Genomic DNA, 10,884 nt, shown 5'->3' with positions numbered 1-10,884 from the left:
AGCTTAATATTAATTTTTCATCTCAAATTATATTTTATATAGAGAATTATGTCAATATTTTTGTATTCTTTATGGATTACATCTAAAATATATAGTAATTGATATCTTCATATATAACCTTAATTATAACCCCTATTGGAACAGCTAATATCATCCCCACAAATCCACAAAAACTTTCTCCTATAAGCAGTAGTATTATAATTACTAAAGGATGCATGTTGGTGCTATTTCCTGTAATCTTTGGCGAAAGAATATTACCTTCCACCTGTTGTATTATTAAAATAGCCAATGCCGCCCATAACGCTTTAGTTGGAGATTCTAAGAAAGCTATAAAAACTACTGGCACTGCCCCAAAAATAGCACCAAAGTAAGGTATTATATTAAAAATACCATTTAATATAGATAGCCATAAAGGAAATTTTACTCTTATCAAAATCAAAGCTATAAATGTTATTACACCAACAATTAAGGATAATAATAGCTGCCCTACAATATAACTTTCTAATAGCTTATTTATATCCTTAATAATCTTTTTAACCAATTCCCTTTTTTTAATTGGTATAAGTAAAGAACATTTATTCCATATAAATTCATCATCTGCCAAAAAGTAATATGTAATAACTGGCACTACTGCAAAGCTCATAATATTCTCACTAAATGTAATAATATACCCCACTATACTTCCTGAAAACGAATTTATAAATGAGGATATTTTTTCTTTACCATCTTCATACAAGAACTTGAGAAATGTAGAGTTCCCTATATTAGACGTAAGAAAAAAATCTTCTATAGACTCCGTTAATTTATTTATCATTGGCCCAATATTATTCATTTCTTTAAACATTGTAGGTATTAATAGAACTATAGAAAGTATAGCTATAATTAGTATTCCTAAAATAATTATTAATGCTACCTTTTTCTCTTTTATCTTAGTATGTTTTGCAATATATATTTTTAAAGGCTTTAATATGTAAGATATAATAAAGGATAGAAGTATTAAATTAAATATTTTTCTTATATTTAAATTAAATATATATATGGCTATTAAAACTAGAACTACTATACATAAACTAAGTTTTATAATTATATTTTTATGCTTTTTTATAATATTCATTATTATTCACTTCACGAGGTATATTTTTAACTATTACATTAGAATCACCTAAATATAAAATGCAGTCTTCTCCCAAAATAGACTGATTAATTAAAATAACTTCACGTCCATATATCAATTTATCAATTATGCCTGCACCAACTATTATACCTTTTATGGAATAATCATCCTCCTTTATTAAGACATCCTCAACAACACCTTTTATAGTTCCATACCTATTAATTACTTCCATTCCTATTATCTCAGATATCTTTAGCCCTTCTCCTTTTATACATCCCTTCACTAATATATCATCATCTATATTTAGGATTCCATCAATTGGAGTATAATTATTCTTCAATCTCAAGGAGTACCCCCCTACTGCTAGCCCAATTACTTTTCCCTTGTAGAAATCAATAAATATATCTCTTACAGAACCTAATTTCTTTCCTTTTATATCATATACTGTCTTATAAAAAAAATCTTTAATCCTATACATCTCAATTCCCCTTTCATCAAATACAGGAATAGTTTACCCATTATGGTATTTTTGATACAAAAAAAGAGACTGTATTAATAATAATTTTACTAATACAGTCTCATTTTTTGCAGCTATAATATTTTTTCAATTATCCCCCCGCCAACTACAATATTACCGTCATAGAATACTACTGACTGTCCTTTTGTAATAGCTCTTTGTTTATCTTTAAATGATACTCTAACTTTACCATTCTTTTCAGGGTATAAAACAGCCTCTGCTGGTCTTGCAGAATATCTAACCTTTGCAGTTACTTTTAACTCACTCTGAAGATTATCAAAGGGAATAAAGTTAACATCCTTAGCTAATAAATCTGTTTTAAATATATCTTCTTCAGGACCAATTACAACTTCATTTGTCTTTGGTCTAATATCAGTTACAAAAACAGGTCTTCCTAAGGATAGTCCTAATCCTTTTCTTTGACCAATAGTATAATATACTATTCCTTTATGTTTTCCTAATACATTTCCTTCTTTATCAACAAAGTTTCCTGGTTTTATTTTTCCAGGCTTAGCTTCTAAGATAAATCTTCCATGGTTGTTATCGGGAATAAAACATATTTCTTCACTATCTTTTTTGTTATGAACAGCTAATCCTATTTCCTTAGCTATTTCTCTTATTTTATCCTTAGTATATTCTCCACAAGGCATTAATGTATGTTCTAATTGATCTTGTGTAAAATTATATAAAGCATAAGTTTGGTCTTTCTTATCATCATCAGATTTAATTAGAAGGTATCTTCCATCTTCTTCTACAATCTTAGCATAGTGTCCTGTTGCAACATATTCTGCACCTATACCTCTAGCTTTTCTAAGTAAAGCATCAAACTTTATATGCTTATTACAAGCAATACATGGATTAGGAGTTTTTCCAACCATATATTCATCTATAAAATAATCAATTACCTTTTCTTTAAATATATCTTTAAAATTCAACACATAAAAAGGTATACCTATTCTATCACAAACTCTTCTAGCATCTTCTACAGCAGAAAGTGAACAACACCCACCTTCATTTTCTATAGTTTCATCATCGTCTGGTGACATTCTTAAAGTTATACCTATAACATCATATCCTTGTTCTTTTAAAAGATAAGCAGCGACGGAGCTATCAACTCCGCCACTCATACCTACAACTACTTTTTTCTTCATAGACTACTCCTATTCTTCTCCATGAACGTGATCGTGTAAATCATCTCCATGCTCTTCGAAATCCCAAAGTTCCATTCCTTTGCTCTTTCTGTAGTCATTAATTGCCTTGTGTATAGCTTCTTCTGCTAATACTGAACAGTGCATTTTTACTGGTGGAAGTCCATCTAAAGCTTCTGCAACTGCTTTGTTTGATAGCTCCCAAGCTTCATCTATATGTTTACCCTTAATTAGTTCAGTTGCCATTGATGATGATGCTATAGCAGAACCACAACCAAATGTCTTAAACTTAACATCTTCTATAATTCCGTTATCATTTACCTTTAAGTAAATCTTCATTATATCTCCGCACTTAGCGTTTCCTACTTCACCTACACCATTTGCGTCTTCAATTTCTCCTACGTTTCTTGGATTTCTGAAATGATCCATAACCTTATCTGTATATATCATAATTATCTTACTCCTCTCTTAATGAAATCTTCCCATAATGGTGACATATCTCTTAATCTTTTAATGATTGGTGGTAATACTTCTATTACATAGTTAACATCTTCTTCTGTTGAAGCATCACCTAATGTTAATCTTAATGATCCATGAGCTTTTTCATGTGGAAGCCCTATAGCTAATAAAACATGTGATGGATCAAGTGATCCTGATGTACATGCACTACCACTTGAAGCACAAACTCCCTCAAAGTCTAATGAAAGCAATATTGATTCTCCTTCAATAAATTCAAATCCAATATTAACGTTACCTGGTAATCTCTTATCACCAGTTGGTCCATTAAGCTTTGAATATGGAATCTTTAATAAGCCTTCTATTAATTTATCTCTTAATGCTGTCATTTTATCTACATGTTCTTGTAGATTTTCAGTAGCAAGTTCAATAGCTTTTCCAAGCCCTACGATACCAGCAATATTTTCAGTACCTGCTCTTCTAGCTCTTTCCTGTCCACCACCGTGAATTAAATTATGTATTCTAACACCCTTCTTTATATAAAGAGCTCCTACACCCTTTGGTCCATATATCTTATGTCCCGCTAAAGATAACAAATCAATATTCATATCCTTAACATCAATTTCTATATTACCAATTGCTTGAACAGCATCAGTGTGGAATAAAACCTTCTTTTCTCTACATATAGCTCCAATTTCTTTAATTGGTTCAATAGTACCTATTTCATTATTAGCAAACATTACAGAAACTAAAATTGTTTTATCTGTAATTGCATTTCTTACATCTTCTGGATTAACAAAACCTTCGCTATCAACATCTAGGTATGTAACTTCAAATCCGTTCTTTTCTAAATATTCACATGTATGCAACACAGCATGATGCTCAATTTTAGTTGTTATTATATGGTTACCTTTATTCTTATACGCTGAAGCTATTCCTTTAATTGCCCAGTTATCGGCTTCTGAGCCTCCACCTGTAAAGTATACTTCATTTATATCACAATTAAGGGCCTTTGAAACTTGGCCTCTAGCCTTATCTACAGCTCTCTTAGTAATTCTTGATATTTCATAAAATGAAGATGGGTTACCAAATTTACCTGTGAAGTATGGTAACATTTCTTCTAAGACCTCTGGCTTAACAAAAGTTGTTGCAGCATAATCCATATACACTGTATTCATGTTTCTTCACCTCTATAATTTAAGTTTTAATGATTCGTTATTTGTCTTGATTCTTTCATAGTCATTTACTATATCTTGAAGAGTTACTGACTTCATTACATCATCAATACTGTTTTTAATCTTTGCCCAAAGTAATCTTGTAGCACAACAATCAAGATTATCACAAGAAACACCATCAATGCATTCTGCAATTTCAATTGGCCCTTCAAGTACATACATAATTTCAGCTACAGTAATATCTTTAGGTTCTCTACTTAAAACATACCCTCCTTGAGCACCTCTAATACTTGTTATTAGCTTTGCTTTTCTTAATGGGGAAAATAATTGTTCTAAGTAATATTCAGATATATTTTGTCTTTTTGAAATAGTTTTAATTGATAAAGGCGCTCCACCGTAATTAATAGCAAGTTCAACCATTGCTTTTACTCCATAACGCCCCTTAGTTGAAAGTTTCATTCTCTTCACCTCTTAATGTTGAGTAAATTACTATGCTTTACATTTCATATCATAGCAAAACACTCGGACATTGTCAATAATCTAAATACATCAATATTTACTTTACTCAAATATAATTTTATAATTAGTTGTAATAATATGTAAGGAGGGCTCTATGAAAAAGAAATTATTAATATCTGCATCTATTGCACTTATACTATGCTTAAGCCTATTTATCTCCTATAGAAATATAACAAAAAATAACTTCAATAACAATTCTACTGTAAATGAAGAAGTCTCTAATAATTCTGCCACAAACCAAAACAATACATATAATAACAACAAAAATATTATTATGTACTTTCCTAATTGGGGAGTTTACAGTGAATCTCACAATAATCTTACTGTTGGAGATATTCCCTGGGACAAGGTTACAGTTATAAATCATGCTTTCTTTACTGTATCTAAAGAATTTAAATTAGAGTCTACAGATAAGGATGCTGATTTTGAAAAATTCTTTCCCAATTCAGAAGGATGGAATCAAGATCAACTTAGGGGACATATTGGTGAATATAAATACTATAAATCCAAATACCCTAATGTAAAAGTCCTTATATCTGTTGGTGGTTGGACACGTGGAGAAAACTTTCATGATATGTCAAAAACAAAGGAAAATAGAAAAATATTTATTGATAGTATAATAGATTTCCTAAAAAAATATCCCTTTATTGATGGTATAGATATAGACTGGGAGTATCCAGGGGAAAATCGTGAAAAAGACCCTAATGATGAATATGATAAAGGATGCCCAGGTGGACCAGAAGATAAAGAAAACTTCACCCTTTTACTTAAAGAAATAAGACAAGCTTATAATGATAACAATTTTTCTAATAAAATGCTTACTATAGCCAATGCTGGAAATTATGAAAAACTTCAACTTCAAGAGCCTGATAAATATATAAAATATTTAGATTTCATTAATGTAATGACTTACGATTTTCATGGTGCTTTTGAAAGTAAAACCAATCATCACTCTCCTATCTACTACAATGATGATGACCCTACTAGATATAATAAATATACTTTCTGTGCTGAAGATGCTTTGAAAATGTATGTTAAGGAATATAATATTCCTACTGAAAAATTAAATGTAGGATCACCATTTTATTCAAGAGGATGGAGTGAAGTAGATGATTCTACTGGTACAAATGGTTTATTTTCAACTGCTACAAAAGCATATAAAGGTTCATGGGATAGCGCAACAAGCCCTGGTGGTCAAATACCATGGTTTCAAATAAAAGAAATGGAAAACAAAGACGGATGGAAAAAGTACTGGGATGATAAAGCTAAAGTTCCTTATTTATATAATAAGAATTTAAAATCTATGATTACATATGAGGATGAAAAATCCCTAAAAGAAAGGTGTAACTTTGTAATAAAGAATAATTATGGAGGAATAATTGTCTGGGAAATAACTGGTGATGATAAGAGCAAAAATTTCCCTCTAACCACTCTTCTATGGGAAAGCCTTGGTAAAACAACTGAAACTTCTACTGAGAATAATTCATCTATTAAAGATAATGAAGAAAATATTAATGAAGAAGTTATGAATAACAATTTAGATGGTTTTAATATAAACTTTGAAGTGACTTCAGATTGGACTTCTGGTGCAAATTGGTCTATGGCTATTGAGAACAATAGTGGTAAGGATATTTCTTCATGGAAAGTATCCTTTGATTTTGACAAGAAGCTTTCTCAATGTTGGGAAGGAGTACTTGCCTTCTCTGGTAATACCTACACTATATCTAACCCAAGTTGGGGCGGAAGCATTAAAGACGGTAGTTCCATTACAGTAAATGGAGCTTGTGAAGGTAATTCCAAGGACCTTAAAATTAAAAATATTAAAATAGAAGTGAACTAAAATAAAAGGAGATATTGCAAACTATGTTTAGCTATATCTCCTTAATTTCTATTTTCCTTTAACTTTATCCCAATAATCCTTAGAGGTTCTTTCCATCTTGTTATCTCCATACTCATAATATACCTTATCTTTAATATTATTAGGTAAATACTGTTGTTTAACATAATGGTTAGGATAACTATGAGGATATTTATATTCCACTCCTCTTCCTAATTTTGATGCTCCAGAATAATGTGCATCTTTCAAATGAGGTGGTATATCATCAATAGATAGATTATCTAAATCCTTTAAGGCACCATCTATTGCATTAATTGCTGAATTTGATTTTGGTGATGTAGCCAGTAGTATAGTTGCCTCAGCTAGTGGAATCCTAGCTTCTGGAAAACCTAACTCCCTTGCTGAATCCACTAATGACTTTACTATTAATGCTCCTTGAGGATATGCTAATCCTATATCCTCAGCTGCTATAACTTGAAGTCTTCTGCATATAGAAATTAAATCACCTGCTTTTATAAGTCTTGCTAAATAATGAATTGCACCATCTGGGTCACTTCCCCTTATTGACTTTTGAAAAGCACTTAAGTAATCATAATGGCTATCTCCATTAATATCATAGGAAACCACCTTTGTTTGAGTAGAATCTCTTGCAATTTCCTCATCTATGTATACTACTCCATCTTCATTAGGATTAGTTGACCTAATGGCAACCTCTAAACCATTAATAGATTTTCTTACATCTCCATTTGATGCTTTTGCAAAGTAATCTAAGGCTCCATCAGTAACTTCTAATAAAATTTCAGTATAGTCCTTTTGTTCAATTTGAATTGCTCTGCTTAATGCCTTTTTTATATCATCCTCACTTAATGGCTTAAACTCAAAAATAGTTGATCTACTTAATAAGGCTTTAAACACGTAATGATATGGGTTTTCTGTAGTTGAGGCGATTAAAGTAATTCTACCATCCTCTATGTATTCTAATAGGGACTGCTGTTGCTTTTTATTAAAATTCTGAATCTCATCTAGATACAGTAATACCCCTTCTCTTCCCATAAATGTATCTAAATCCTTACAAATATCTTGAATATCTTTTAAAGAGGCATTTGTTGCATTTAGTTTGTAAAACTGTTTATTAGCTTTTTTTGCAATTATGTTAGCTACAGTAGTCTTTCCTATACCTGGTGGCCCATAAAAAATCATATTGCTTATAGCTCCACTTTTCACCATTCTATCTAATATCCTATTTTTACCTAGTATATGTTTCTGACCACATACATCCTTAAGTTCTGTGGGTCTAATCTTATCTGCTAATGGTTTATACATCTCTATCTCTACCTTTACTTTAAATATATATAAATCATATCATAATTTAACACATGAATAAAACTCCTACGTTTTCACATAGGAGTTTACATTTTAAACAAATAAAGTTCTATCACTAAGCTCATCTTTAATATGAACCTTTTCAAAAAGTTGCATTAACTTATCAGTTGAATCTAATTCTTCCCTCTCTTTTCCTTTAACATCTATAACTATATCTCCTCTGTGCATCATAAATAATCTATTTCCAGAATCTATAGCATGCTTTAAATTGTGAGTTACCATCAAAGTAGTTATTCCTCTTTCTTTAACTATCTTTTTAGTAATCTCCATTATCTTTTCTGACGTCTTAGGATCTAGGGCAGCTGTATGCTCATCTAATAGTAACAACTTAGGATTTGACATTACTGCCATTAAAAGTGTTAAAGCTTGTCTTTGTCCACCAGATAATAATTCAACTTTATTATAAAGCTTATCCTCTAACCCTAAATTTAGCTCTTTAAGAAGTTCCTTATAGGCTTCTATTCTCTTTTTATTAATCCCTAAGGACAAACCATATTTTTTCCCCTTATTATCTGCAAGTGAAAGATTTTCTAATATAGTCATTTTAGGAGCAACCCCAAAAGATGGATTTTGATATACCCTACCAATCTCTTTGCACCTATAAAACTCTTCTTTATCAGACACATTTTCTCCATCAATATATATCGTTCCAGAGTCTTGTTCTATTGATCCTGCAATGATGTTTAACAAAGTAGATTTTCCAGCTCCATTAGAGCCTATAATGGTAACAAAATCACCCTTATCAATTTCTACCGATAATTTATCAAACACCTTATTTTCATTTATGCTATTAGGATTGAATACTTTCGATAGCTGCTTGATCTTCAGCATTTTCTTCAGCACCACCCTTCACTTCAGTTTTTTTCTTTTTAAATAGTCCATTTTGTGTACTTAATGCAATAACTAATACTCCTGCTGTTAAAAGATTTAAAAGATTTGGATTTAATTTCATCTTTAATGCTACTGAAATAGCAAAGTAATATATTACAGTGCCTATAATAGCTTGAGTTGTAGATTTAACTCTCCTAAACCTTCCTAACAATGATGTACCTATTATTACACAGGCTAGTCCTTTTACTACTACACCGGTACCCATACCAACATCAGCATATCCATTATACTGCGCTGTAAGGCCTCCAGACAAAGCAACTAACCCATTACTTAACATAAGACCTATTATCTTTATATTATTCTTGTTCACTCCAAGAGAGGTTACAACTTGTTCATTATCTCCTACAGCAAATAGTAGAAAACCAACCTTTGTTTTCATAAAAATATCTAATAAAATCTTAAATATAATCAAAAGTACAGCAACAATAAGTAATGTTGTAAATAGTCCACTTACTTCTGAAAATATATGAGTTGTTTGAAATAATGGGGTATTTGATTTATTACCCATAACCAATAGGTTAACTGAGTAAAGCCCTATCATTACCAATATACCAGACATTAAATTCGTTATCTTTAGCTTCACATGCAAGAATGCTGTAATAAATCCTGCTATAGCACCTCCTAAGGCTGATGCAACAACTGCTATCCATGGATTTACTCCATTTACTAAAAGAACAGCTGATATACATGCTCCTAAAGGATAAGTACCATCAACTGAAAGATCAGGAAAGTCTAATATCTTGTAAGTAATAAATACTCCCATTGCTACCAAACCAAATAATGAAGCCTGCTCTAAGACATTGATAGCTATTTTAAGAATATCCACTACTTAACGCCTCCTGTAACCTTCTTTGCTGAATCTAAAATATTTTGAGGTATTGTAATACCTAGCTTTTTAGCCACATCTGTATTTACTGTTATTGCAAGTTCTTTCATAGTTTCAATTTCAATGTCTTGAGGGTTCTTTCCATCTAATATTTCTGCCGCCTTATAGCCTGCCATCTTTCCTAATTCATAATAATCTATTCCCTTTGAAATTAATCCACCTTTTTCAACCACTGCTGGTTCTGCTCCCATTACAGGCTTATTTGCTTTTAAGGCTATTTGTGCAACTAATTCATAAGAAGCTGCAACATTATTGTCAGTTGGAGCATATAAAACATCTATATCTCCCATAGAATTAGATAGCACTTGATTTATTTCATTTATATTAGCCACCCCTATCTTCTTAATAGTTAGCTTATATTTAGAAGCTAATGTCTCTAATTCATTCACTTGATTTACTGAGTTTGTTTCAGATGTTGTATAAACTACACCTAAAGTTTTAGCATCAGGTAAAACTTCTTTTAATAAAGCTAATTGTTCATCTATATTGGCCATATCTGATGTTCCTGTTGTATTACAACCTGAACTCTTCAAATCCTTAGCTAGTCCATCCTTTACTGGATCTGTAACTGCACTAAAAACAATTGGAATATCCTTTGTAGCATTATAACAAGCCTGCGCTGTTGGTGTAGCTATAGCAAATATCAAATCCTTTTTTGCTGATACAAATTGCCCTGCTATTTGTTGTGCAGTATCTTGTTTTCCCGAAGCATTTTGTTGTTCAATTTCAATGTTTTCTCCATCTTTGTATCCTTTTTCAGCTAGTCCATCAATAAATCCCTTATTAGCTTGGTCTAACGCATCATGTTGAATAAGTTGAATTATCCCGACCTTTTTCTTTGATGTTTCTTTTTCATTCTCAGTCTCTCCTCCACATCCCACAAGTAAAGATGCACTCAAAAGACCACATAGCAATAAAGCTATCTTCTTTTTACCTACCATAATACCATCCTCCTAAA

At 31.2% G+C, this 10,884-nt stretch carries 11 protein-coding genes and 1 other annotated feature (1 of these 12 cut by a window edge); of the genes, 1 reads left to right on the top strand and 10 read right to left on the bottom strand.

The annotated features are described in order from the left end of the window. Nucleotides 1–9 (bottom strand) — a binding site (T-box leader) (it extends 170 nt beyond the left edge of the window). 73 nt (nucleotides 10–82) lie between these two features. The 6 genes from G594_RS0104310 to G594_RS0104285 form a co-directional block, all read right to left on the bottom strand. Next, nucleotides 83–1,114 (bottom strand): AI-2E family transporter, encoded by a 1,032-nt coding sequence (locus G594_RS0104310; protein ID WP_027097441.1) that lies wholly within the window; start codon nucleotides 1,112–1,114, stop codon nucleotides 83–85. Next, on the bottom strand, nucleotides 1,092–1,592 hold the full coding sequence (locus G594_RS0104305; RefSeq protein ID WP_027097440.1) for a PRC-barrel domain-containing protein: 501 nt from the start codon (nucleotides 1,590–1,592) through the stop codon (nucleotides 1,092–1,094). Before G594_RS0104305 ends, G594_RS0104310 begins: the two co-directional genes overlap by 23 nt. 113 nt (nucleotides 1,593–1,705) lie before the next feature. Continuing rightward, nucleotides 1,706–2,782, bottom strand: coding sequence for a tRNA 2-thiouridine(34) synthase MnmA (gene mnmA, locus G594_RS0104300; RefSeq protein WP_027097439.1), 1,077 nt, complete (start codon nucleotides 2,780–2,782; stop codon nucleotides 1,706–1,708). Between the two features lie 9 nt (nucleotides 2,783–2,791). Continuing rightward, the gene (gene nifU, locus G594_RS0104295) at nucleotides 2,792–3,229 is read right to left on the bottom strand and encodes a Fe-S cluster assembly scaffold protein NifU (protein ID WP_027097438.1); all 438 of its coding nucleotides are present in this window, start codon (nucleotides 3,227–3,229) and stop codon (nucleotides 2,792–2,794) included. Between the two features lie 2 nt (nucleotides 3,230–3,231). Beyond that, on the bottom strand, nucleotides 3,232–4,413 hold the full coding sequence (gene nifS, locus G594_RS0104290; RefSeq protein ID WP_027097437.1) for a cysteine desulfurase NifS: 1,182 nt from the start codon (nucleotides 4,411–4,413) through the stop codon (nucleotides 3,232–3,234). Nucleotides 4,414–4,425: 12 nt separating this feature from the next. Continuing rightward, nucleotides 4,426–4,869 carry an RrF2 family transcriptional regulator gene (locus G594_RS0104285; RefSeq protein WP_027097436.1) on the bottom strand — a complete coding sequence of 148 codons (444 nt, stop codon included), beginning with the start codon at nucleotides 4,867–4,869 and terminating at the stop codon, nucleotides 4,426–4,428. 154 nt (nucleotides 4,870–5,023) lie between these two features. Between G594_RS0104285 and G594_RS18335 the strand changes: the two genes are divergently transcribed. Next, the gene (locus tag G594_RS18335) at nucleotides 5,024–6,769 is read left to right on the top strand and encodes a glycosyl hydrolase family 18 protein (RefSeq protein ID WP_051195904.1); all 1,746 of its coding nucleotides are present in this window, start codon (nucleotides 5,024–5,026) and stop codon (nucleotides 6,767–6,769) included. 48 nt (nucleotides 6,770–6,817) lie between these two features. Here the strand turns inward: G594_RS18335 and G594_RS0104275 are convergent, their stop codons facing one another. The 4 genes from G594_RS0104275 to G594_RS0104260 form a co-directional block, all read right to left on the bottom strand. Then, nucleotides 6,818–8,089, bottom strand: coding sequence for a replication-associated recombination protein A (locus tag G594_RS0104275; protein WP_027097435.1), 1,272 nt, complete (start codon nucleotides 8,087–8,089; stop codon nucleotides 6,818–6,820). A 93-nt stretch (nucleotides 8,090–8,182) separates the two neighbouring features. Further along, the gene (locus tag G594_RS0104270; RefSeq protein WP_027097434.1) at nucleotides 8,183–8,980 is read right to left on the bottom strand and encodes an ABC transporter ATP-binding protein; all 798 of its coding nucleotides are present in this window, start codon (nucleotides 8,978–8,980) and stop codon (nucleotides 8,183–8,185) included. Then, on the bottom strand, nucleotides 8,940–9,866 hold the full coding sequence (locus G594_RS0104265; RefSeq protein WP_027097433.1) for an ABC transporter permease: 927 nt from the start codon (nucleotides 9,864–9,866) through the stop codon (nucleotides 8,940–8,942). The genes G594_RS0104270 and G594_RS0104265 overlap by 41 nt, the downstream gene beginning before the upstream one ends. Next, the gene (locus G594_RS0104260) at nucleotides 9,866–10,867 is read right to left on the bottom strand and encodes an ABC transporter substrate-binding protein (RefSeq protein ID WP_027097432.1); all 1,002 of its coding nucleotides are present in this window, start codon (nucleotides 10,865–10,867) and stop codon (nucleotides 9,866–9,868) included. Before G594_RS0104260 ends, G594_RS0104265 begins: the two co-directional genes overlap by 1 nt. Nucleotides 10,868–10,884: the final 17 nt, after the last annotated feature.

Origin of the sequence: Clostridium paraputrificum AGR2156 (assembly GCF_000424025.1) — a bacterium.
Lineage (GTDB): Bacteria > Bacillota > Clostridia > Clostridiales > Clostridiaceae > Clostridium > Clostridium paraputrificum.
This window is presented reverse-complemented; position numbering and strand designations above follow the sequence as displayed.